The 25,713-nt window shown below is 60.4% G+C and carries 8 protein-coding genes; 2 read left to right on the forward strand and 6 right to left on the reverse strand.

Annotation, left to right across the window (positions count from 1 at the left end; genetic code table 11):
- Positions 1-16: 16 nt before the first annotated feature.
- The 3 genes from OX460_RS07225 to OX460_RS07235 are packed head-to-tail and all read right to left on the reverse strand — an operon-like array spanning position 17 to position 1,727.
- The gene (locus OX460_RS07225; RefSeq protein WP_225242261.1) at positions 17-628 is read right to left on the reverse strand and encodes a DUF799 domain-containing protein; all 612 of its coding nucleotides are present in this window, start codon (positions 626-628) and stop codon (positions 17-19) included.
- 47 nt (positions 629-675) lie between these two features.
- Positions 676-1,044: a DUF4810 domain-containing protein gene (locus OX460_RS07230; protein WP_230521897.1), complete on the reverse strand. Its 369-nt coding sequence runs from the start codon at positions 1,042-1,044 to the stop codon at positions 676-678.
- 8 nt (positions 1,045-1,052) lie between these two features.
- The gene (locus OX460_RS07235) at positions 1,053-1,727 is read right to left on the reverse strand and encodes a CsgG/HfaB family protein (RefSeq protein WP_077403418.1); all 675 of its coding nucleotides are present in this window, start codon (positions 1,725-1,727) and stop codon (positions 1,053-1,055) included.
- A 311-nt stretch (positions 1,728-2,038) separates the two neighbouring features.
- On the opposite strand from OX460_RS07235, the gene OX460_RS07240 reads away from it, so the two are divergent.
- Positions 2,039-3,238 carry a YbfB/YjiJ family MFS transporter gene (locus OX460_RS07240; RefSeq protein ID WP_251349105.1) on the forward strand — a complete coding sequence of 400 codons (1,200 nt, stop codon included), beginning with the start codon at positions 2,039-2,041 and terminating at the stop codon, positions 3,236-3,238.
- A 30-nt stretch (positions 3,239-3,268) separates the two neighbouring features.
- Here the strand turns inward: OX460_RS07240 and OX460_RS07245 are convergent, their stop codons facing one another.
- Complete coding sequence (locus OX460_RS07245; RefSeq protein ID WP_215409092.1) at positions 3,269-3,637, reverse strand: cupin domain-containing protein; 369 nt, start codon at positions 3,635-3,637, stop codon at positions 3,269-3,271.
- Between the two features lie 234 nt (positions 3,638-3,871).
- On the opposite strand from OX460_RS07245, the gene OX460_RS07250 reads away from it, so the two are divergent.
- The gene (locus tag OX460_RS07250; protein ID WP_289898235.1) at positions 3,872-4,405 is read left to right on the forward strand and encodes an ankyrin repeat domain-containing protein; all 534 of its coding nucleotides are present in this window, start codon (positions 3,872-3,874) and stop codon (positions 4,403-4,405) included.
- A 565-nt stretch (positions 4,406-4,970) separates the two neighbouring features.
- Here OX460_RS07250 and OX460_RS07255 read toward each other — a convergent pair.
- Together OX460_RS07255 and OX460_RS07260 are read right to left on the reverse strand one after the other, a co-directional pair.
- Complete coding sequence (locus OX460_RS07255) at positions 4,971-5,375, reverse strand: hypothetical protein (protein ID WP_251349107.1); 405 nt, start codon at positions 5,373-5,375, stop codon at positions 4,971-4,973.
- Positions 5,376-5,377: 2 nt separating this feature from the next.
- Positions 5,378-25,612 carry a hemagglutinin repeat-containing protein gene (locus OX460_RS07260; RefSeq protein ID WP_289898236.1) on the reverse strand — a complete coding sequence of 6,745 codons (20,235 nt, stop codon included), beginning with the start codon at positions 25,610-25,612 and terminating at the stop codon, positions 5,378-5,380.
- Between the last annotated feature and the right edge of the window lie 101 nt (positions 25,613-25,713).

Here is a 25,713-nt window from a genome sequence, read left to right on the forward strand (position 1 = left end):
GGGTTTCATCGAACGATTACTGCGCCAGGTAGCGCTCCGAACGGGGACCGTACAGCAAGCCATTCGGCACGCCGGCCGACAGCATGCGCGCATTTGCCGTGCCGGCGAGCGGATGGCTGGCATCGGTGCTGGTATTGATGATCTGCTTGACGGCCGCCGTCACCAGCATGCCGACCAGGCCGCCGCCACCGCTGTTGTTGCCTTCGTTGCTGGACGCGCTGGCCGCGCCCTGCCACAGCAAGGCGCCCGTCTTCAGGTCCACCAGCTTGGCATCGACCGACACCACCGTCACGCTGTCGATCACGGCATAGGTCGTGCCGTACTTGGAAATCGTCACGTACAGGCCCGCATCGGCGCCAAAGATCTCGTTGAGCTTTTTCGCATCGACGCCGTGGATATCGGCGGCGTTCGTCAAGCCGTTCTGCTTGAAGGTTTCACCGACCACGGCCACCGGCAGCACATAGTATCCCGCTTCGGCCAGCGGATACGTCACTTGCGCGTAGACGCTGTTGCCGGCATTGACTTCCGGCGAGTTGTTCAACGGCGGCAAGACCACGATGGAGCGGGGCTTGGCTGCCTTGAAGGCCGTGTAATCGTAGGCCGCCTGCTTGGTGGCGCAACCGACCATGAAGATGGCGGGACCCAGGCACAAGGCCATTTTCAACATGCGCGACATCATAATTTCTCGCCTTTTTTCATTTTACCCAACAGGAAGTCCATGTACGGCGTCGATTCCGGGAACAGTTTTTTCTCGTCTTCGAACTGCGCTTCGACTTGCTCCGGCTTGCCCGCGATCGAGTACAGCATGCCCAGGTGGGCATGGAAACCCGGCGGCGCGTGGTTGCCCTTCGCGCCGATCACTTGCAAGTCTTTTTCCATGGCGGCGATCTGCTGTTCCGGGCTTTCACCCTTCAGGTATTCGTACACTTGCGGCTCGTAGCCTTCCCATTGGTACAGGGTCTTCGATTGCGTGGCGCAACCGGTCAGGGCGGCACAGGCGAGCAGCGCCAGCAGGGCTGCGCCCTTGTTCATCATTGTTTTCATGGGATACCTTATTGTTTGCGCATTGCGCCCGCTTCGACACCAGCCACCAGGCGCTCGACCGCTTCGCGCATGGCCAGGTCCAGCACCTTGCCGTTGAGGGTCGCGTCATAGCTGGCCGTACCGCCAAAACCCAACACTTCGCGGTTCGACAGGCTGTATTCACCGGCGCCGGCGGCCGAAAACACGACTTCCGAGGTAGCGATGTTGACGACGTTCAAGGTGACCTTGGCATATGCCACTTGCGTCTTGCCGCGGCCCATGATGCCGAACAATTGCTTGTCGCCAACTTCCTTGCGGCCGAATTCGGTCACGTCGCCCGTGACGACGAAATCCGCGCCCTTGATATTCTGGCCCTGCTTCTTGAACTCGGCTTCCTGCTTGAGTTCCGCCATGTTGTCGCGGTCGAGCACATTGAAACGGTTGGACGTTTGCAGGTGCGCGATCAGGATCGTTTTCGACTGGCTGCCCAGGCGGTCGACGCCATCGGAAAAGATGCCGCGCATGAAGTTCGAGCGGTTGTCGAATTTGCCGACAGCGATCAGGGTGCGTGGACCAACGTAGGGACGGGCTGCGCTGGCAACCGTGGGGACAGCCAAAGCTTGCGAGGATTCGGAAGCGCAACCAGCCAACGCCGCGCCAATCAGCGCTGCAATCAACAACGCGCCGGGTTTATTCTTGTTCATAGTGCCCTTATGATATGGAGGATCAGGAGCAACCTGCGAAATTGATTTTTGGCAAGTTAATTTCCTAATGGCAATTATATGGTATTGCATGTCTCACAATTCTCTCCAAAAGTAACGATGGCAAGGATTGCATGATTGCCGGCGCTACTCAGGCGCGGCCCTGCTTGACTTCCCCGGGCCGATTCATTAACTTAGTAGTAAAAAAGCGCGCCGTCAGCGCCCTGTGCCACCGTCCTTCACGGACTTCGCCCGCCGGCCCGCCCCACTCCGGCGCCAACTCCACGCTTTCCACCTGGACGGGTCTCCTGGCCATGCCGATACACGATCATTCCCCGGCCCATCCGCTGGCCACGGCGCTGGCGCTCTCGCTGGGCGCGGCCGTCGCCCTGGGCCTGTCGCGCTTTTCCTATGGCTTGCTGCTGCCGCCCATGCGCGCCGACCTGGGCTGGTCCTACCTGCTGGCAGGGGCCATGAACACCTTCAATGCGCTCGGCTATTTTCTCGGCGCCCTGGCCACGCCGGCCCTGATGCGCCGCCTGGGCGTGTGGCGCTTGCTGATCGTCGGTTCCGTGCTGGCCAGCATCTTCATGCTGATGTCGGGCCTCGTCAGCGATACGGCCGCCCTGTTCCTGCAGCGCGTGTGCGCGGGCGTGGCCAGCGCCTTCATGTTCATCGCCGGCGGCGTGCTGGCGGCGCGGCTCGGTTCCATGCACAGCCAGCGCGCCGGCTTCTACATCGGCCTGTACTATGGCGGCACGGGCTTTGGCATTGCCTTGTCTGCCCTGCTGGTGCCGGCCGCGTTGGCGTCCGCCCAGGAACACGGCGCCGCGCATGCGTGGCAATGGCCCTGGCTGGCACTGGGCATTGCCTGCCTGCTGGCCACCACCATCATGGCCTTGCCGGCGAAAGCGATCGGCGAAGCGCCGCGCACCGTCGACACGCCGCGGCGCTTCGCCTGGCGCGACTTTTCCCCCAGCCTGGCCGGCTACTTCATGTTCGGCGTCGGCTACATCGGCTACATGACCTTCGTCATCGCCCTGCTCAAGCAGCAAGGCATGCCGCCCACCTTGATCACGGTGTTCTACACGGTATTGGGCCTGGCGGTGGTGGCGTCGTCGCGCATCTGGGCACGCATGCTGGACCGCTACAAGGGCGGCGAATCGCTGGCGATATTGAATGGCGTGCTGGGCGCGGCGACCATCCTGCCCGCGCTGACGAGCTTTGTCCCCGTCGTGTTCCTTTCCGGCCTCGTCTTCGGCGCCGTGTTCCTGTCGGTGGTGGCGTCGACCACGGCCCTGGTGCGGCATAACCTGCCGCAGCAATCCTGGACGGCAGGCATCAGCGCCTACACGACGGTATTCGCCTTGGGCCAGATCGTCGGCCCCATCGTTGTCGGCTGGATCGCCGACGGCCCTGCCGGCCTGGAACGGGGCTTGATCGCCTCAGCCATCGCCCTCTTCATCGGCGCGGCGCTGGCCGCGCGGCAAAAGGCGCTGGCGGCGGGCGCGTAAGCGACTGTCTCGCACATGCATTGGCCCCGCTTATTGCGGTTTGGCATACTTTGCGACGCCTGTTACATCGAACAGTACACAACGCTGGTTTCCAACCACCCAGGCGTCGTGCCCTGGTGGCATATAGAAGACGTCACCCGGGCCATATTCCATTTCGGCGCCATCATTCATCCTTACCACCATCCGTCCCTCAAGGACCATGCCGGTATGAGCTGCCTGGCACGAATCGGTTCCTGCAATCGGTTTTACGTGCAGACTCCAACGCCAGCCAGGCTCAAATTCGCCGCGCCCCATGGTCTGTTCGCCAAGCGTAAAGACAGCCATCCGGCCGGCTCCGTCCTTGAATGGTCGGACTTCGTCCGGCTTATCCAAGGATTTCTTTTCTAACATCGCACTCATGACCCGCCCCTCCTTTGGAATTTCTGGAAGTATTAAATTTCCGAATTGGAATAACTGACACAATATAAAAATCACATCATTTTCCAATATAGTTTAATAATGGAAATTTACAAGCAGAGCACCTGCCGCACTTACCTCAAATGCGGAGACGGATCGTACAATTGAAACTTCCGGGCCAATGCTTCAACATCCATTTACACTGCAGGCATAGCCCACCTTCGCGGAAAGAAAACGATGAACACCGATGCACGAAAAATCCCGGCAACGATGGATGCGGAAACGCTGGAATTCATCCAGGGCCTGTTCGCCCTGGTGCGCGAAGGCGATACGCAGCAACTGGGCGCCATGGTGGCTCAGGGCGTGCCAGTGAACTTCCGCAACGAAAAAGGCGACAGCCTGATCATGCTGGCCAGCTACCACGGCCACCTGGAAACGTCGCGCCTGCTGCTCGAAGCGGGCGCCGACGCCAACGTCCCCAACGACCAGGGCCAGACGCCGCTGGCCGGCGTGGCCTACAAGGGTTACCTGGACATCGCCGAACTGCTGCTCCGGCACGGCGCCAAGGTGGAAGGCAGCAGTCCGGATGGCAAGACCCCCTTGATGATGGCCGCCATGTTCAACCGCCTGGCCATCCTCGACCTGCTGCTGCAACACCGCGCCCGCATCGATGCCGTGGACAGCCGCGGCATGACTGCCGTTTCACTGGCCAAGAGCATGAATGCGCAGGAAACCCTGGCGCGCCTGGCCAGCTTGGGGCAGACGGCATAGCTGACGCTGCCGAATGAGTGACTATTCCCATTCGATAGTCAATGAGATGGCTAAGCGCTTGATTTTTCAGTGTCTTCCAAACCATTCAGTTACCGATACCCTCAAAAATACCCTCACCAGCAAAATCCGCTATTGCCGGTTTGTCGCGACAACGCCTTCATCTCAGCACAGCAGCAATCAAAGCGCGCGATAAATTTAAGGATACGCCGATCTTCAGCGCCGCGCTGTCACCCTGTCATTAACGCCATATCAAGCCCGCTATAGCGACAGAGACGAGACAATGGGACGAGCTTATCTGTCTGCCGCTTTTACCCTGTCCCACACTACCGCCGCTTTTCACGTCTCAAGCAAGACAGTCAGTCGGGCCGTATCGGCAATTAATAAAGCGCAACTTGCCGCAAATAGAGATGACTAAAGCGGAGATCATGTACAAATGGCGGACCTGACCCTGGCCCTGTGTGCTTAAAAACCCCATAAATACATGACTTACAAGACAGTTTGAGGACATCTATACTTAACTTGGGTGGATTGGTATCTGATCCCACCCCTTGTACCGATTACGTTTCTAAATATCGCCTTCCCTAATTTTCAAAACAAAAGAATGTAGCAACTCATATTCATCATCCGTTTTTGCATAACGTTCCAAAGCAGGAATTAGGTAATACAACAACAATTCAATATTTTCTCCTTTAATAGGAAGCTTCTCCTCCATGACCTTTATAAAGACCTTAAATGACATAATAGACAAGAAAATATCATAAACTTTCCCATTAGCAAAAGGAATTTTTTTTAGATAATGTTTTGCCAAACGAATCTGATCCCCCCTGCGCCATGACAAATGCGGAATTATTTGCAAGGCCTTCCAATAATCCGGATTCTCCACAGAATAATTCAACAACAACCAATCTACCGCCTCGTCAGTTGGAATTTTTCTAAGATTGGCAATTTCATTTTTCACATCATTACCCATTTTTACCTTCCCCCTTTGGAGTTAAATACATTTTTTGGCAATCCAGCATTATCAATCAACGTAGCTGGAGGTTTATAATGACCAGATCTGTCTGTCCAGTTGCTAATTGCACCTCGATTAGGCCCCATATTATTAAAGAACCGAATGGATCCAGCAAAATTAACCTCACCTCCACCACTTAAACCAAGGTGCGTGGAGAAATCGGGATTGCTATTTGGCCTTGTCACTTTAATTTCACCATTCGGCAAAGTAACAAAATCATACGATCCAGATGGTGTTATTTTTTTACCTTCAGGACTTTTCAACCAATAACGTCCACTTTCGTCTTGCAATAAATTCCTCACAGGAAATTGAGCTACTACTGCATGATCTGGATATAAATTCAACAACGTCCCACGATCTGTTATGTTTTGCCCGCTTGAAATATCTATACTTGGCCGACTCTGCACCACCGATACTGGATGGGCCATTCCTCCATCTGAAATTCCTTTAGCACCAGCATAAGGCTCATCTCCCACTGGAACATGAGGTCGGACTCCAACGGTTGCAGGTTTCGTCTCTAATACAGCTTCGGCCTGAAATACCTCCCTGCCCTGCCCCGGCTTCGTGCCACGATTATTACTCGCAATAGCTTTTCCACCTGCGATTGGTGCAATGACATCAATAATTATTGTTTCCGCAATTGCTTTCTTATCCCCCTCTGCTGCTTTTGCATAACGTTCAAGTTGTGTAGCGACAGCGGCATATTCAGGGCGAGGATCATTAATCAATGCAATTAAAAAAGGTAATTTTACCTCACTCATTTCACGATAACTTGTGGCTTTTATTCTATATGTATCGGAAATATTCTTTCCAAATAATTCTGCCTTCGCATTTTTTTTCTCCTGCAAATATACGCTATCACGATACCCACCACCTAGCCTGTCGATTTCATCAACAGCCAAACGAAGCTCCGTTCTGAGTGCCTGACATTGGGCACTTGTATCTGACTTACAACTCTCCAGCTTCGCATCCCGCTCAGCACTGCTTGCTTGCAACTGCTTTTCTCTTTCTTTATCACAGCCACTCCCTTTCGGATCCTTGGAACATGCTTTTGATATGGCGCTAAGTTCGAGAATTTCTTTGTGTTTCAGATAATTATTCGCCACCTCATTTGCCGCGGTCGCCGCTCCCGTCGCCCCACCAGCAGCGGCGCCCACCGCAGCGCCCGCCGCCAGCGTCAACGCATCACGCAGCGTTTCAGGCATATCAAGTTGCTTCAGCTGCTTGGCGATGCTATCAGTCGACAACGCCGCCGCGCCTGCGCCCAAAGCACCATTGGCGCCACCGGCAAGCCCGCCAATTGCCGTGTGCAAGGCAACACGCGCGAGTCCATCCTCTTTCCAATTCTCTGTTAACTCAACACTTTGACGCGTTAACTCTGCGCTTCTTTCAGGATCGGTTTCTCGAAGCTTATATGCTTCATCTGCCAATGCAGTCGCTTCTTTCAGCTTATCGGAAGCATAGGTCCCCAGCTTCTCTGCAGCAGCTGCCGCAAACGCCGCCGTCACATCCATCGTCGCCTGCAGCGCTGCCTTGTCAAAATTATTGCCAATCTTACCGCTGGAATCCACTCCAGTCGTTACATCGCGGTTCAGATCGGAGATAGCTTCATCCGCTCCCTTGCCCGTCGCTGCACGCTGAGCCGCATCATCGGTGATGACCAGAGTGCCGCCACTGATGCCGCTACGCGTAGTACTACTAGCGTTCTCGCTGAGCGCGACAATGGCAGGCAGGCCTGCGGTGGTGCCGCCTTTACCGCCAACATTGGTCAAATTCTTATTCTCTTCGGTCTCCTTGCCCGCTACCGAAAAACCGCCCGAAACACCCACACTGCTACCCTTCGATATCGCATGGTTGGCAATGTCGCTATGCGTCAGGGTCGCGGTCGTCAAACTGCTGTTCAGCTTGCCCGCCTCCGTGGCACTGATGACGGCTCCCTTCAAGTCCGTATTGCCGCCCACCTTGATCTGGAAGCCGCCGTTGCCTGCCCTGATGCCGCTTTGCTCCTGCACGCTGGCATAGTCGTTGTGCATCTTGCTCTGGCTATAGCTGCCGCTGAAGCTGGCGCCAATGCCCACCGTACCGCTGGCGGAAATGCTCTGGCTCTTGCTGTCGAACTTGGCCAGGTCTTGCAAGCTTTCCAGGTTCAGATTGCCCTTGATGTCGGCAATCACCTGGTTGGCGCTGGCCACGGCGCCCTTGATGTTGGTGTCGCCACCACTTGTGATAACCAGCTTGTCGCCTGCATTCACATGGGTATTGAGCTGCGTCGTGCCATCGCCATCCTCATGCCCCTTGCTGCCGCTGACGCTGGCCGTGAAGCCGAACGAGGTGCCCTGTGTGCTGACGATCGCCTTCACGCCCACGGAGGCGCTCAGGCTCGAGCTCTTGCTGTGCTGGCTTTCCGTGTCCTGCGCGGCCAGCAGATTGACGTTATTGTCGGCATGCAGGCGGATATCGTTCTTCGCGTTCAAGTCGCTGCCCAGGATATTGATGTTGCTATCCTTGCCGCCACCCAGGGCCGTGATGTTGATATTGTTGCCTGTCAATACGCTGCCGCTATGGGTGGTGCTGGCCGTGTTTTGCGTCTGGATGCTTTCCGAATGGCCCGCCGTCAGGCTGATGCTGATGCTTGGACCGCCTTCCTTCATCATGTCCTTGGCAGCGTCCTTGGCGGCCATGGCCGCCGTGGCCGCCGCCATGGCCGTAACGCGGCCATCCTTGGCCGTGCTGGCCGCCGAACTCATGGTTTGCAAGGTCTGGATGGCGCTGATCACGCTGCCGCCCAGAGCCAGGGTCAAGCCATCCTGCGTCGTCTTGACTTCAAATTTCCCCTTCTCATTGTCCTTGCCCGGCTTGATGGTGACGCTCTTGCCGATGATATCGAGATCGGTAGCGGCAAGAATATCGCTGCCGCCTATCGTCACGTTATTGCCGGCAACCATCGTCAATGCACCGCCTGTGGCGCCGATCGAACTGCGCGCCTCGCCGCTTTGCAAGGTGGCGTCCCGCTCCTGATCCACCGTCGTGGTCTTGGTGCCATAGCTGAAGCCGATGCCGCCACTGCTCATGAAGCCGCTTTTCTTGGTACTCGTGTGATGCAGTTCGTATACCGTATTGGTGGCCGCGTCGATCGTGATGTTGTTGCCTGCGAGTAATCGCGTCGCGTCGTCGCTCAAGATGCTCGAACCAGTAACTTGCAAATCATGCCCGGCCTGCACCGTCACGCTGCTACCGCCAAGCGAGGTGCCGATGGCCGTGGTGGTATCGACCACATCGTGCTTGGTCGTCGTGGTCTTGTTCCAGAAACCCTTCTTCGTCGATTTGCTGGCAACATCAGTCACTTCGTTCTGGAAACCATTCACCAGGCTGATGTCATTGCCCGCCACCAGGCCCAAGGTACCGCGCGCCTGCACGTCCGCCGCGCGCGCCGTCAGATCATGGCCCGCCTGCAAATTGACGTTGCCGGCGCCCATGATCTGGCTGCCCACTTCACCTGTCTTGCTTTCTTTGCGGTAATTGTCCGCATTGCGCACTTGGTCGTGCGTCGAGGCGACGGCGACGGTATTGAGAGTCAGGTTATTACCTGCGACCAGGCTGGTCTGGCCATTCACGCCGGCATTGGCGATGACGCCTCCGGTCAGCGTCATATCACGGCCCGCCTGGGCGACCAGCGTATTGCCTTCACCCGTGCCGGTCACATACAGGCCTGCCACCTTGTCGACGACGGTGCTGGTTTCGCTATTGCCCATCCCTTTCTTGCTGGCATTGCTGACAGTGGTCGTGACGATGTTGATGTCTCGTCCGGCGCTTGCGATGAGCTTGTCTGTCGCGATCACCTGGCCGCCAGTATTATTAATATCATTGCCGGCCAGCATGACGATCTGCTTGCCGCCCAGCTCGCTGCCTTGGCTAGTGCCTTTGGTCGAGCTGTTGCCATACCAGCTTTGACGCGTTTCTGTATCCCGTGCCGTAGAAATGTCGATATTGCGTTCCGCAGACAGCTGCAGCGTTTCCGCTGCCTGGACATTTGCCGCTTTCAGCTGGATATTGTCACCGGCACTCAGGCGAATATCGCCGGCAGATGCAATCGTGCTGGCGGTTTCTTTGCTGGACGTATCGGTCATATGCCGCTGCCCAGGACCTGCCAACGTGAACTCACTACCGCTGTTCACTGTCGTGACGGCAATATCACGGCCAGCTGCGATGCCAATGCCGCCACCGGCATCCGTATTCACGACGGATGCACCCGCGATAGTCACGTCGCGCCCCGCAGATACCAGCAAATTACCGCTGCCGGCCGTGCCATTGCCTGTGACATACAGGCCCGCCAGATTATCCAGGGTGGTACGACTGAAGCTGTTTTTGCCATCGCCGCCGCTGGACGTCAGCGTGGACGTCTTCACGTTGATATCCCTTCCCGCACTGACTTGCAGCTCGCTATTGGCAGAAATGGTGCCGCTGATGTTGTTCAGGTCATTCCTGGCATGGGCCGAAATGGCGTCGCCAGTAATGCGCCCGCCCAGGTTGTCGATATTTTCCGCATTCAGCTTGACGATCGTGCGTCCGGCGATCGTACCGCTATTGGTCAAATCGCCTTCGAGATTCAGATTGACTTCCTTGCCGGCCAACAATCCGCCCTGGCCATCGATATCGCCCTCACGCACGCGCACATACACTTGCGGCGCCAGCACTTTTTGCGTGCTGCCGTCGGCCAGCACGACGTCCTGTTCCACCAGCCAGACGATATCGCTGGTCAGCCCCGCCATTTGCTCCGCTGTCAGCGCAATACCGGGACGAAGGTCCCATTGCTTGGCAAACGCGACACCTTGATCCATCAGTGCCTTGTACTGCTGTTCGTCACTGGTGTAATCGCCGACGAAACGCTGCCCCGTCAGCTCTGCGACTTGCTCGCGCACCAGGCGTTGCTCGTAGAAACCGTCGCCCAGGCGCTTTTGCGTCACGGAGGGATCGTTTTTCACCTGCTTGAGCAGATAATCGGAACCCGTCCACTCCCGATAACTGGCAAAGCGCGGATCCGTTTCCACCAGATAGCGGGATGATGGCGCAGAGCTCACTTTATACAGGCTGGCGTTCGGAATCTGCAGCGATGAACCCGTGGTCCGCACCACTTGTGCGCGCGTGGATGGATTGCCCAGTTTCACCTGGGTAATGCCATTCATGCGCACCTGCCCTATTCCACCGACAGCACCTGCGTATGCCGCGCTGCCTGTCGAGGCTGCAATAGCCACGTCTTTCAGCGGGTTTAATCCGGTTCCGGCGCTTGCTTGCGCGCCGTTGACACCCGCCAGCGCAGTCGACGCCAGCGTTGCAATTTCGCCGGCCCGGCCAAGCTTGGCGGCATCGGCAATACCGCCTGGTCCGCCCTTGCCCTGCACTTGATCTGCCGCAATGCCGGCCCCGGCTACGGGACCAAGGCCTGTATGCGAGCTGGCGTGGCTGCCGGCAATGCCACTCAACTGGGCAGCATTCACCGCCCCAAGCTCTCCAGCTTGGCCAAGGACGCCACCATGGGCCGCGCCGCCCGGCCCCTTGCCGCCCGACACGGCCGTGACCGCCCCCACAGACGAGCGAGACAGCAAGGCCGCATCAACGCCTGCGCCATGCTGGCCAGCGCCGCTGGCCGCATCAACGTGCGCGCCGGAAACCGTGTCAACGGCAACAGTACGGGCCGCATCGCCCGTACGCGTGCTGCCCGTCGCACCGTGAGCGCCCGACACCGTGGCGGCGCCCTGTGCGGCAACGCTACCTGCCGCGCCTGTCGACACGTGGTTCAGTGATGTCCCTGTATCTGCAGCGATGCCTGTCGCGCCATCAAGCTTGCTGCCTGGCGTGACGCCAACAGCCGCATCGGTGACGGGATTGCCAGCACGGTCAGTCTTTTGGACAACACTGCCGCCATCGACACGATTAGTTTCTTGACCGCTGACATCGGCTTTCCGGATTTCTGTTGCCTCCGTAGAAAAAGCCGAAGTGCGCACCTGCGTTTCCGCACCGCCTATGCGTTCCGCCGCACCACCAACGCCGTTTTTGACGGCACTGCCTGGTTTTGTGCCCTGGCCGCCGGTATTGGCATTTCCTTCATTGCGCGACGTACTGACAGAACTGGCTGGAATAGTCCTGGTCATGTCAACGGGCCGGATGCTTATCCCCGTCTGAAGCAAACCAGGGTTATTATTCACACGGTAGCGGGTTATTTTTCCTTTTTCATGTACAACTTTCTCCCCCTTGGTTGTCTTATTATTAAGAATCGCCCGATCTATATCCAATGTCCCACCGGCAATAATATGACTATTGTCATTTACAATCGAACCTGAGCTAATTTTTAAATTATTGCTTGCAATAATTCTCCCTGGATCGGAACTAACGACAACGCTCTCATAGGTTGTACGAATTACTTCACGCTTGATAAAATTTTGATGATAGATATCACCAGGTGTCACCAACGATATAGAAAGGTCGCTGGGATCGTTGTAACCAATACGATCCAGAATCACGCCTGGAGTACCCTCTGCATACGTGATATCGCTCCCATCTGGTTGATACTCAGATATATTCTCCGTCGTCATCCGCCCTTCCTCAAAAACCAGATGGTTATTGAGCACATTCACCTGACTCGCGCCCAGGTTCAAGCTCCCCAACGCCTCGATCGTCGCGCTGGCATTCGTCACCGCTCCCGCCCAGCCTGTGGCGATACGGTTGCCGTCCAGGTAGCCGCCGATGGCCATGTCGCCACCGCTGAAGATCAGGCCGTGTTCGCGGTTGTTGAGTGTCGTCACGCCGATATCGAGCCGCTCGCGTGCGGCGATGGTGGCCGCCACGCCGCCTCCCACGTCATTGTTGACGGTGCCGCCGGCTATGCTCAGATGGTCGCCATAGATGCGGCCCGTGCCGACGTTGTTCAGCGTGCCGACGTTCAGTTGTGTGCTGATGCCATCGATCACGCCGCGATTGTTCAGTACGCCGCCGACGTTGACGCGCGTTGTGCCCGCGTTGATGTCGCCCGTGACTGTGTTATCGAAATTCGCAGCGCCCAGGGTCAGCATGCTGAGCGCCTGGATTTTCCCGGCATTGGCCAGCTGTCCGCCGATGGTGATATCCGCATTACCGTTGGCCATGATCTCGGCGCCTGCGTTCAGCGTAAAGTTGCCGGCCAGGTCCAGCGCCATATCCTTCTGCGATAACACCTTGCCATCGCCGCTCAAGCTGCCCGCGCGGATGTCGGTGCGCTGGCCGCCGATGATGGTGCCGCCCGAGTTGGTCACGGCCAGTCCCCGGCCAGGGCCGGTGTCCTGCAGCGCCAGCGTGCTGCCGGCGCTGAGCATGCCCAGTGTGTTGTTGATAATGCCTGCACTGTTGATCGCCAGGTTGCCATCGGCGCGCACCGCGCCCTGCACATTGCTGACATTGACACTGTTCAGGGTCACATGGATGCCTTCGATGCCCTGGTTCGCGCCCAGGGTGCTGGCATTGTCAATGGTGCCGCCCGTCACCGTGACGGCCGCGCCGGAGCGGATCAAGCCTTGCTGGTTGTTGATACTGCCGCCACCCGCGTTCAAGCCAATATTGCCCAGCACCTGGATTTGCCCGCCCTGGTTTTGCAAGCCGCTCAGGGCCAGGTCCAGCGCCGACTTGCCGACGAGCTGGCCGCCACGGTTATCCAGCTGGCCCACGCTGCCCGTGATGTTGCCGGCCGCGCCCAGATAGCCGCCCGCATTGTTCCAGCTGCCCGTTTGCAGGGTCAATCCTGCGCCGCTGCTGATGCCGCCCGCGCTGCCCGGATGGCGCACCGCGTACGCGCCCGCATTGGTGTTGAGCAAGGCATTACCGTGCGTGTCGATGGTCATGGCGCCGCCCGACTGCAGCAAGCCGCCATCGTTGTCCAGGATGCCCGTCTGCAAGTTGACGGTGCCTGCGCCCGCCAGCGTGCCCTGCGTATTGTTGAAAACCTGGCCGTGCGTGTCGAGCGTGACATTCGCGCCCGCAATGGTGCCCTGCCCGTTCCACAGACCGCCATTGCGCAGGATGATATCGCCGCCCGCTTGCAGAGTGCCGCCATTGTTGACGGTGGCGCCCGTGGACGTGACCGCCAACAGGCCTTGTACCGAGGCCAACTTACCCCCGGCGCTGTTGTCGACGCTGGCCGCGTTCACGGTCATATTGCCCGTGGCGGCCAGCAAGCCGCCCGCATTGTTCAATGCCTGCACCACATTTGCCGTCAGCTGCCCGCCCGCCGTGGCGCTGCCGCCTTGGTTCAGCAGATTTCCGGCACCCAGCACGACATTGCCGCCGCCGGCGATGACGCCGCCATGGCGGTTGTCGAGCACGTTGTTTGCCGTCAGCGTCAGGTTGGCCGTGCCGGCCGCCTGCAGCTTGCCGCCCTGATTGTTGAGGGTCGGTGCAACAATCGTCGTGTTGCCGTTGCTGGCAATCGTGCCGCCGCGGTTGTCCAGGCTGGTCGTCAATTGAATGCTGGTATCGCCCTTGCCCAGCTGCGTCAGGTTGCCGCCCGCATTGTCCAGGATCGTGCCCGTCACGCTCACTTGCTGCGCGATGGTGCTGGCGTTGCGGTGGTCGATGGCGCCGGCCGTGACGACCAGCGCGCCATTGCCCGTGATCTGTCCGCGCTGGTCGTTCAACTGCGCGGCCTGCAGACTCAAGGTGCCGCTGCCCGCATGTTCGATCTTGCCATCCGTATTCGTCAGCGTACCCGCTTTCAGGCCCAGGTTGGCGCTGTTGACGGCGATGCGCCCGCCCGTGTTGTCCAGCACGCCTGCTGGCGATGTCAAGTCGATGGCCGTATTGCCGGCACCCGTCTGTACGATGCTGCCTTGCTGGTTGTTCAGGTTGCCGGCTGTGACGGCAAGTTGGCCGGCGCTGATGTCGCCGCGCTGGTTGTTCCAGCTTGCCTGTCCAGATGTAATCGTCAAGGCGCCGGGCGTAGTGACCACGGCGCCACTGGTGCTGACATCACCGCTTGTCGCCGTCAGGCTGATATTGCCAGCGCTGCTGCGGCTGCCGCCGAGGTCGACGCTGCCGCCGCGCAGGACGGCATTGCCTGCCGCCAACACTTGCCCATGCGCTCCCAATGCCTGCTGCGCCGTGATTTGCAGATTGCCGCTCGTCTGCAGGCTGCCATCGGCTTTCACACCCGCGCCGATCAGGCTGGCCGCGCCGCTGTTGACGCTGTTGGCACTGATCGTGTTGTTGCCCTGGGCCAGGATCACGCCGGCATTTTCCAGCGCGCCCGTCACGGTGAGCGTTTGTTCTGTGCCGGCAAACAGGCTGCCGCTGTTGCGCACGCTGCCCGCCGTCGTCGTCAGATTGCCGCTGGCAACGAGGCTGCCTTGCGCATTGAGCAGCTCGTCCATCGTCAATTGCGCATTGCCGCCTGCCGCCTGCAACTGGCCCAGGGTATTGTCTACCTTGCCGCCGGCCAGCGTCAGGTCGCGCCCGGCAATGATCACGCCGCTAGTATTGTCCAGCTTGCCCGTTGCTGCCACATTGACATCTTGTGCAGAAGCAATACGGCCATGCTCATTGAGCAACTCGCCCGTTTCCACGCGCACATTGCCATTCGCCTCGATCTTGCCGCCGCTATTGTCCAGGCGCGTACTGGCCAGCACTGTCGCCGCGCTCGTGCCCAGCTGCGTGATCTGCCCCTGGCGATTATCGAGGATGCCGGCGGAGACGTTCACCTGCTGCGCCAGCAGGCTCGCATTGCGGTGATCGAGGTAATTGGCCGCCACCTGCAGCGCGCCATTGCCCGTCAGCTGGCCCCGCTGGCCATACAAATTGGTGGCGCGGATCTCCAGCACGCCCTTGCCGGCATGCTCGATCTTGCCGTCGACATTCGTCAAGTCACCCGCCTGCAGGCGCAGGTTGGCGCTGTTGACGGCGATGCGCCCGCCCGTATTGTCCAGCTTGCCTGTTTCGATGAGCGTGTCGCCAGCACCCGTCTGTATCAAGGTGCCTTTGGCGTTGTCCAGGTTGGTAACGCGCAGGGCCAATTGCCCAGCGCTCAAGCTGCCGCCCTGGTTCACCAGTGCCTGCCCGTTGCCGGCATTCGCCGTGATGGCGAGCAAACCATTCGTCGACACGACCGCCTTGCTGGTCGTCACATTGCCCGTCAAGGCCGTCAAGCCGATATTCGCTGCGCTGGTTTGGCTGCCGCCCACGTCGACCGATGCGCCCATTATCTGCAGCTGGCCGGCCGCCATGTTCTGGCCGCCAGCTTGCAAAGCGCCACGGGCCGTCACGGTCAGGTCACCGGCCGCGGCAAAGCTGCCATCGGCGCGCATGCCGGCCGCCAATAACCCGTTGCCGCCCAGACTGCCCGCCGTGATTGTCGTACTGCCCAGGGCTGCCAGCGAGCCTGTATTGCTGAGCAAGCCGCCGATATCCAGAGTCTGGTTGCGCCCCGCATACAACACGCCAGCGTTCAGCACGTCGCCGACGACTTTGGCCGTGATATCCGTGGCCGCGCTGAGCGTGCCTTGCGCATTGCGCAGGCTGGCCGCATCCAGGCGCAAGGCGCCGGTCCCCGCCTGCAGCAAGCCGCGCGTATTGTCGATGGCGCCACCCAGGTGCAAATCGGTCGCCGCCGCGATCACGCCATCGGTATTGACGAGCGCGCCAGTGCTGGCGATGTCGGCGGACGTGGCCGAGGTGATCTTGCCTTTGGTGTTGTCCAGGCTGCCGGTCTGCACCGACAAGGTGCCGTTGCCAGCGATTTCGCCATTTGAATTGTCCAGTTGGCCGGTGACGGCAACCGTCATGCCACCCGCGCCCGTCTGCAGCAGATGACCGCCCCGGTTGCTCAGGCTGTCTGCCTGCACGCTCAGGGAGCGTCCCGTGGTGGTGGCGTTGGCGTGGTCGAACAAGCCTGCCTTCAGATCGACGGCGCCATTGCCGATGATACTGCCGCCGGCCCCCTGCAAGGTGGCTGCCGTGATGGCCAAGGTGCCGCTGCCCGCATGCTCGATCTTGCCGCCCGCATTCGTCAAGCTGGCCGCACCCAGGGTCAGATTCGCGCTATTGACGGCGATGCGACCGGCGCTGTTGTCGAGATTGCCCGTCTGGATGACGGTATCGCCCGAGCCCGTCTGGATGACGCTGCCCTTGGTGTTATCCAGGTTGCCCACATGCAAGTCGAGCTGGCCCGCCTGCAAGGTACCTTCCGCGTTGTGCAAGGTGGCGCTCGTCGTGATGCTGAGCGCGCCTGGCGTCGTCACCACCGCCTTGTTCGTGCTGACATCGCCCTGGGTTGCCGTCAGGCCGATGTTGGCGGCACTGGTCTGGCTGCCAGACAAGTCCACGCTGGCGCCTGTCACGTTCGCCTTGCCCGCCGCCAGATTCTGGCCGTGTGCAGCCAGCGTTTGCGCGGTGTTGATGGTCAAGTCACCAGCCGTGCCCAGCTTGCCATCGGCCTGCATACCGGCGCCGATCAGGCTACTTGCGCTGCTATCGAGGCTTTTCGCCGTGAGGCTGTTGTTGCCTTGCGCCGCGATCACGCCCGTGTTCACGATGGCGCCGCTGGCGGTCAAGGTTTGATTGCCGGCCGCATACAGGCTGCCGCTGTTGTTCAAGGTGTCGAGCGTAGCGTTCAGGTTGCCGCCGGCAAACACGCTGCCCGCGTTGTTGTTCAGCTTGCCAACCTTCAAGGTCGCATCGCCCGCCACGGCCTGCAACTGACCCTTGGTATTGTCGATATCGCCACCGGTCAATGCCAGATTGCGCCCCGCCGCCACCGTGCCTTCCGTGTTATCCAGGCTACCGATGTTCAACTTGGCATCCTGTGCCGCCACGATGCGGCCCTTGTTGTTCAACAACGTACCTGCTTTCACCAGAGCATCGCCATTGCCTTCGATATTGCCGCCCGTGTTGTCCAGCAAACCAGTCGCATTGACATTCATCAAACCTGTACCCGCTTGCGCCAGGCTGCCGGCACGGTTGTCCAGGCTGCCCGCGTTCACCGTCAGCTGATTGGCCACGGTGGTGGCATTGCGGTGGTCCAAGGTCGCAGCGGTGAGGTCCACTTTGCCGTTGCCCGTAATCTTGCCGAACTGGTTGTTGAACTGGCCCGCGTTGATAGCCAGGATGCCCGCGCCCGCGTGTTCCAGCTTGCCATTGATATTGGTCAAGACGGAGGCGTTCAAGGCCAGGTTCGCGCTGTTGACGGCGATGCGGCCTGCCGTATTGTCCAGCTTGCCGGTGGTGATGACGGTGTCGCCCGTGCCCGTCTGCACGATCTCCCCGCTGGCGTTGTTCAGGTTGACCACGTTCAGTTGCAACTGGCCGGCCACCAGCTGGCCCTGCGTATTTACCAGTGACTGCGCGTTATGCGCGTTGGCCGTGATGGCCAGCACGTTGCTGGCGGAAATCACCGCCTTGTTCGTCACGACATCGCCAGTATTTGCCGTGATGGCGATATTCGTTGCGCCAGTCTGGCTACCCGACAAATCGACCGATGCACCTTTCAACTGAGCGCTGCCCGCTGCCAGGTTCTGCCCGCTCGCTTGCAACACGCCATCGGCATGGATGGTCAGATCGCCTGCCGTACCCAGGCTCCCATCCGCTTTCACACCGGCGCCCAGCAAGCCGCTGCTGGTCACTTTGCCAGCGGTAATCGTCGTGTTATTCACGGAGGCAATCGACCCGCTATTGTTCAGCAAACCACCCACCGTCAGTTGCTGGTTGCGGCCCGCATACAGCAGGCCAGCGTTATTCAAATCACCACTCACTTTCGCCGTCAGGTCCATGCCAGCGCTCACTGTCCCCTGCTGGTTCAGCAAGGCCGCCACCTCAAGATGTAAATTGTCCGCCTGCAAGACGCCGCGCGTGTTGTCCAGTGCAGTGCCGCCAACCTGCAGATTGGTGGTGGCGGCGATCACGCCATCCGTATTGTTCAGCACACCTTTGCTGATGACAGAAGCTGCTGCCGCCGACGTGATGCGGCCCTTGTTGTTGTCCAGCACACCCGCCTGCACATTCAGCGTCCCCGTGCCCGCATGCTCGATCTTGCCATCCTGGTTCGTGACCTTGGCGGCATCGATATTCAAGTTCGTGCTGTTGACGGCGATGCGGCCAGCCGTGTTGTCAAGATTGCCCGTCTGGATGACGGTATCGCCCGTGCCCGTTTGCAAGAGAGTGCCCTTGGCGTTGTCCAGATTGCCCACATGCAAGTCGAATTGACCCGCCTGCAAGGTGCCTTCCGTGTTGTGCAGGGCGGCATTGCTCGTGATGTTCAATGTGCCTGGCGTCATCACCACGGCCTTGTTCGTGGCAACATCGCCCTGAGTGGCCGTCAGGCCGATGTTCGTCGCGCTGGTCTGGCTGCCGCCGATGTCGATGCTGGCGCCTGTCAGGGTCGCCTTGCCCGCCGCCAGATTCTGGCCGTGTGCAGCCAGCGTTTGCGCGGTGTTGATGGTCAAGTCACCAGCCGTACCCAGCTTGCCATCGGCCTGCATGCCGGCGCCGATGAGGCTGCTTGCGCTGCTGTCGAGGATCTTTGCCGTGAGGCTGGTGTTGCCTTGTGCCGCGATCACGCCCGTGTTAATGATGGTGCCGCTGGCGGTCAAGGTCTGGTTACCAGCCGCATACAGGCTTCCGCTGTTATTCAAGGTATCGAGCGTAGCGCTGAGGTTACCGCCAGCGAACACGCTGCCTGTCGTATTATTCAAGGTCGCAACATTCAAGGTCGCATCGCCCGCCACGGCCTGTAACTGGCCCTTGGTATTGTCGATGTCAGCACCGCTCAATGCCAGGTTGCGGCCGGCAGCCACCGTACCATCCGTATTGTCCAGGCTACCGACGTTCAACGCGGCATCCTGCGCCGCCACGATGCGGCCCTTGTTGTTCAGCAAGGTAGTGGCCTTTACCAGCGCATCGCCATTGCCTTCGATCTTGCCGCCCGTATTGTCCAACAAACCAGTCGCATTGACGTTCATCAAACCTGTACCCGTTTGCGCCAGGCTGCCGCTGCGATTGTCCAGCGTGCCCGCATTGACCGTCAGCTGGTTCGCGATGGTCGTGGCATTGCGGTGATCCAAGCTAGTCGCCGTGATGTCGAGCTTGCCATTACCCGTAATCTTGCTGAACTGATTGTTGAACTGGCCCGCGTTGATGGCCAGGATGCCGGCGCCTGCGTGCTCCAGCTTGCCATTGATGTTCGTCAATACCGTGGCGTTCAAAGCCAGGTTCGCGCTGTTGACGGCGATACGACCCGCCGTGTTGTCGAGTTTTCCTGTGGTAATGGTTGTATCGCCGGTGCCCGTTTGCACGATGTCGCCGCTGGCGTTGTTCAGGTTGGCCACGTTCAGTTGCAACTGGCCGGCCACCAGCTGGCCCTGCGTATTTACCAGTGACTGCGCGTTATGCGCGTTGGCCGTGATGGCCAGCACGTTGCTGGCGGAAATCACCGCCTTGTTCGTCACGACATCGCCAATATTTACCATGATGGCGATATTCACCGCGCCAGTCTGGCTACCCGACAAATCGACCGATCCACCTTTCAACTGAGCGCTGCCCGCCGCCAGGTTCTGCCCGCTCGCTTGCAACACGCCATCGGCATGGATGGTCAGATCGCCTGCCGTGCCCAAGCTACCGTCCGCCTTGATGCCAGCGCCCAGCAAGCCGCTGCTGGTCACTTTGCCAGCGGAAATATGGGTGTTGTTGACGGAGGCGATCGACCCCGTGTTATTCAGCACGCCGCCCACTGTCCATTGCTGGTTGCGGCCCGCGTACAGCAGGCCAGCGTTGTTCAGGTCACCGCTCACTTTCGCCGTCAGGTCCGTGCCGGCGCTGAGCGTGCCTTGCTGGTTCAGCAAGGTAGCGGCATCCAGACGTAAATTGTCCGCTTGCAATATGCCTCGGGTGTTATCCAGTGCAATACCGCCCACCTGCAAGTCGGCAGTCGCTGCCATCACGCCATCGGTATTGTTCAGCGCGCCCTTGCTAACGATGTCGGCCGCCGCGGCGGATGTGATACGGCCCTTGCTGTTGTCCAGCACGCCCGCCTGCACGGACAGGATGCCGGCTCCCGTATGCTCGATCTTGCCATCGCGGTTCGTCAGCGTAGTCGCATCGAGGGCCAGCTTGTCGCTGTTGACGGCGATGCGACCAGCCGTGTTATCCAGATTGCCCGTCTGGATGACGGTGTTACCCGTACCCGTTTGCAGCAACGTACCCTTGGCGTTGTCCAGGTTTGCCACATGCAGGTTGAGCTGGCCCGCCTGCAAAGTACCGTCCGTGTTGTGCAAGGTGGCGCTGGTCGTCACGTTCAACGTGCCCGGCGTCGTCACCACGGCCTTGTTCGTGCTGACCTCGCCCTGGGTTGCCATCAGGCCGATATTGGCCGCGCTGGCCTGACTGCCACTGATGTCGAGCGTGGCACCTGTCAGATTGGCATTGCCGGCCGCCAAAATCTGGCCGTGTGCATTCAGTGCTTGCGCGGTGCCGATCGCCAGGTCGCCAGACGTGCCCAGCTTGCCATCGGCCTGGATACCGGCGCCAATGAGACTGCTTGCACTGCTATCGAGGCGATTGGCCGTGATGCTGGTATCTCCCTGCGCCGCGATGACGCCCGTGTTGACGATGGCGCCTGTTGCGTTCAGGGATTGATTCCCGGCCGCATACAGGCTGCCTGTATTATTCAGGCTGGCCAGTGTCGCGTTCAGGTTGGCGCCGGCAAACACGTTGCCTGCCGCATTGTTCAAGTTCGCGACGTTCAAGGTGGCGTTGCCGGCCACGGCTTGCAACTGGCCCTTGGTATTGTTGATGTCAGCACCGCTCAATGCCAGGTTGCGCCCTGCGGCCACGATCCCTTCCGTATTGTCCAGGCTACCCACATTCAATTCGGCATCCTGCGCCGCCACGAAGCGGCCCGTGCTGTTCAGCAAGGTTGCTGCCTTCACAAGCACATCGCCATTGCCCTCGATCTTGCCGCCCGTGTTGTTCAGCGAGCCGCCGGCATTGAGGCTCATCAAACCTGTACCCGTTTGCGCCAGGCTGCCGGCGCGGTTGTCCAGGCTGCCGGCGTTGACGATCAGCTGATTCGCCACCGTCGTCGCATTGCGGTGGTCGATGGCGGCGGCAGTGATGTCAAGCTTGCCATTGCCCGTGATCTTGCCGTACTGGTTGTTGAACTGACCTGCGTTAATGGCCAGAACGCCTGCACCCGCGTGTTCCAGTTTGCCATTGATGTTCGTCAACACCGTCGCGTTCAACGCCAGGTTCGCGCTGTTGGCGGCGATACGGCCGGCCGTGTTGTCCAGCTTGTCCGTCCTGATGACGGTATCCCCACTCCCTGTCTGCACTATCTCGCCGCTGGCGTTGTTCACATTCACCACGTTCAGCTGCAACTGCCCACCCACCAGTTGCCCTTGGCTATTCACCAGCGATTGTCCATTGTTCGCATTGGCGGTAATAGCCAGCAGATTGCTGGCGGAAATCACGGCCTTGTTCGTCAATACGTCGCCGCTGCGCGCGGTGATGGCGATGTTGCTTGCCCCCGTCTGGCTGCCCGACAAGTCCACATTGTCGCCCGCCAGCACGGCGCTGCCCGCCGCCAGGTTCTGGCCACTCGCTTGCAAGACGCCATCGGCGTTGATGCTGAGATCACCTGCCACGCCCAAGCTGCCGTCCGCTTTCACGCCGGCGCCGAGCAAGCCGCTGCTGGTCACTTTATTAGCGGAAATATTGGTGTTGCCAACGGAGGCGATGGAACCGCTGTTGTTCAGCACACCGCCCACCGTCAGTTGCTGGTTGCGGCCCGCGTACAGCAGACCGGTGTTGCTCAAGTCTGCGCTGAGGCGCGCCCTCAGGTCCGAACCGGCGCTGAGCGTGCCCTGCTGGTTCAGCAAGGTCGCCGCACCCAGACGTAAATTGTCCGCCTGCAATACGCCATGCGTGTTGTCAATATTTACACCTGCCACATGCAAGTCGGCAGTCGCAGCAATCACGCCGTCCGTATTGGTCAGCGCGCCCTTGCTGGTGATATCTGCCGAGGCAGCGGACGTGATACGGCCCTTGCTGTTGTCCACCACAGCAGCCTGCACTTGCACGCCGCCATTGCCGGCAATGTTGCCGCGCGTATTGTCCAGGGTCTGCGCCACGTCCACGCGCATCTGTCCTGGTCCCGTCTGCTGCAGGGTACCGTCGCGGTTGTCCAGATTGTCGGCCTGCACTGTTACCTGCTGCCCGGTCGTGACGGCATGGCGGTGATCAATTGTTTCCGCCTGGATATCAACCAGGCCATTGCCCGTCACCTTGCCGCGCTCGTCATCGAAACGCACCGCGTCGATGCTCAGGCTGCCCGTGCCCGCGTGCTCGATGCTGCCGTCGCGATTAGTCACCTGTTCCGCAGTCAGCGCCAGCTTGGCGCTGTTGACGGCGATGCGTCCGCCCGTGTTGTCCAGGGTGCTGCCTGTCAATACCGTGTCGCCAGCGCTCGTCTGGATCAAGGTGCCGCCGCGGTTGTCGAGCGATCCCGTTGTGATATCCAACTGGCCCGCGCTCAGGGTGCCGCGCACGTTCGACAGGGCCTGGCCGCTGCCGGCCGTCGTCACGGACAGCAGGCCCGTGGTCGTCACCAGTGCGCCATCGGTGACGACGTTGCCGGCGCTGGCGTTCAGGCTAATCGCCGCGCCGCCCGTCTGGCTGCCGCTCAGGTCGATGGCCGCTGCGTGCATGCTAGTCTTGCCGGCGGCCAGGTTCTGACCGTGCGCACTGATCGCTTGCGCAGTCGTCAGTTGCAACTGGCCGTTGCCGGCCAGGCTGCCGTCGGCGCGGATGCCGGCGCCCAGCAGGCTGCCAGTAGCGCTGTCGATGCGGCTGGCGTCGACGCGGTTATCGCCTTGCGCGGCAATGACGCCGCTGTTGCTGACGGCGCCGCTGACCTGCAGCGCCTGGCTGCCGGCCGCATACAGGTTGCCGCTATTGAGCACTTCGTTGGCCCGGGTGGCAAGGTTGCCACCGGCAAACACGCTGCCGGCCGTATTGTTCAGCTTTGCCACCGTCAGGGCCGCATCGCCCGCCAGCGCCTGGATCTGGCCGCGCGTATTGTCGACGTCGCCGCTGTCGAGGCGCAACTTGCCGCCCGCCGCCAGGGTCGCCTCGGTATTGTCCAGCGCACCTGTCGACAGCGCCACATCCGTGCCCGAGACGATACGGCCCTTCTGATTTTGTACATTCCCCGCCTGCACGCTCAAAGCGCCATTGCTTTCCAGCGCGCCACCGCGATTGTCCAACCCGCCGCGCACGTGCACGCCGGTAGCGCCCTGGCCGCTCTGCGCCAGGCTGCCGCCCCGGTTGTCCAGGGTTGCGGCGTCGATGCTGAGCTGCCCCGCCACCGTGCGCGCAGCGCGGTGGTCGATGTGCTCGCCCGTGAGCGCCATGGCGCCATTACTGAGGATGCTGCCGCGCTGCAAGTTGACTTGCGCTGCGCCGATCTCCAGCGCGCCCGTACCCGCATGCTGGATTTGCCCATCCTGATTGCTCAGGCTGGCAGCATGCAGACGCAAAGCCTGGCTATTCGTGGCGATGACGCCGCGCGTATTGTCCAGTGCACCCGGCAAGCGGATGGCCAGATCACCGTTGCCCAGTTGCATGATCTGGCCGCCCACGTTCGACAAGTCGTGCGCGTTCACGCCCAATTGCTGACCCACCAGTTGCGCCGCATCGCTGCGCACGGTGTGCGCCGCGTCCAGTTGCAGGCGGTCGCGGGCGGTGACCTGCGCGCGGCTGGCTTCGAGGTCGCCAGCGCTGGCGCCCAGGCTGACATTCCCGCCCGAAACTTGCGCCCCAGCAAGGTCCAGCTGGCGCGCCGCCAGGCTGCTGTCGCCGCCAGCCACGGCCGTGCCGTGCACGGCAATGGTGTCGCCAGCAGAAACGCTCAGCTTGCCGCTGGCAGCCAAGGTATTGTCCAGATTCAAGCCAGCCGCCAGCACCGAGCCAGCAGTGGCATCGATGCGCGCCGCCGCCCCCGTGGCATGCACCTTGGCATTGCCCTGGGCCGCGATCACGCCGCTGTTGGCAATGTTGCCCTGCGCCTGCACCTGGCTGTCGCCGCCCGCATACACGGTGCCGCTATTGGCTACGTCGCCCGTCACGGCAATGCTGGTCTGGCTGCCCGCGCCGGCGGACTGGATATTGCCGCTGTTGCTCAGCCAGCCATTCGATTGCAGCACCAGATTACCCGCCGTGGCCGCCAAGACGCCCGCATTGCGCACGCCCAGGCCCGCTTCCGTGCCGATCAGGGTGATCTTGCCCGCGTACATGCCGCCCAGCTGTGCCACGTCCAGCGCGTAGGCCGGGGCCGGCCCCACGCCAGCAATACCGCCCGCCACGCCATGCGCCGCATCGATCTGGTTCGCCCCCGTCACCACTTTCAATTCCTGCGCCCAGATGCCGACATTGATCTGTGCGGCGCGCGCCAGGATGGCCGTGTAGTCGCTCAGCGACGTATCCAGGCCACGCCCGTTGATGCTGACCACGCCGCGCTGCACCATGTAGCCGTCCAGGTTGCCGCCGTTGAGGATAGGCGTGCCCGTCGTCAGCGTGACCCGACTGGCATTGATGAAACCGCCGCCGTCGATGGCCACGCCGGCCGGATTGGCGATGACGACTTCGGCCCGCAGGCCCGCCACCTCGACATAGCCGCGCAGCTGGCTCGGGTTGGCTGAGTTGACTTCGTTGAGGATCACGCGCGCACTGCCGCCCGCCAGCCATGGGTTGCCTTGCACCCAGCCGCCCGTCTGCGTCTGCACATTGCCGCGGCTATTGTTCAGGATGGCGCCATTCGCCGTCACGTCGAACTGGCTGTAGGTATTGCGCGACACGCCCGCCGCGCTCGGCGTCTGGATGTTGACCTGTGTCACGCCGTTCGCGCTTTGCACCACGGTCGGACGCTGGCGGCCCGGCGCGTTCGGATCGGCCACGATCTGTCCCATGGCCGGCCCGGCGACAAAACTCACCATGCCCAGCGCGCCAAATATCGCCAAGGCCAGGGGCCGCAATTTGGCATTGACCCCGCCACCGCCATCACCGCCAAACACGCCGCTGTCCAGGCCTCCCTCCCCCTTGGCAGCCTTGCCTTGCGACGAAGCATTTTCGGCGACGACCATCAATTGGCCACGGCGTTTGTTGAAGATGATGCGGTACAGGTTCTTGTTCATGAAAGTCCTAATAGCGGCCAAATACAGGGAAAGGAAAACGTCTGGCGGATGGCTGCGTTTAGTGACTTAATTCTTTAAAACTACGTAACTACATTGCTAAA

The organism is Janthinobacterium sp. SUN033, from assembly GCF_030397595.1.
Lineage (GTDB): Bacteria > Pseudomonadota > Gammaproteobacteria > Burkholderiales > Burkholderiaceae_D > Janthinobacterium > Janthinobacterium kumbetense.